The following is a 208-nucleotide window of genomic DNA, read 5'->3' on the forward strand; positions in this document are numbered from 1 at the left end:
GTCGCCATTTCGGGATCATCTCTTCGTACGGTTCGCTTCCGTCAACCGGCGTAATCACCAGACGACGCTTGCCTTTTGTCTCTTTACCGAAGGAGATAATACCGCTGATCTCCGCCATGATTGCTGGCTCTTTCGGACGACGCGCTTCGAACATGTCAGCAACGCGTGGCAGACCACCGGTGATGTCCTTGGTACCGCCTGATTCCTG

The 208-nt window shown here is 55.3% G+C and carries 1 protein-coding gene; it reads right to left on the reverse strand.

The features are described 5' to 3' along the window. Nucleotides 1-208 (reverse strand): hypothetical protein (locus QCD69_RS22820; protein ID WP_301253606.1); only part of this gene is annotated, 208 nt, incomplete at both ends.

The sequence above is a fragment of the Erwinia sp. PsM31 genome, from assembly GCF_030433775.1.
Taxonomy (GTDB): Bacteria; Pseudomonadota; Gammaproteobacteria; order Enterobacterales; family Enterobacteriaceae; genus Erwinia; species Erwinia aeris.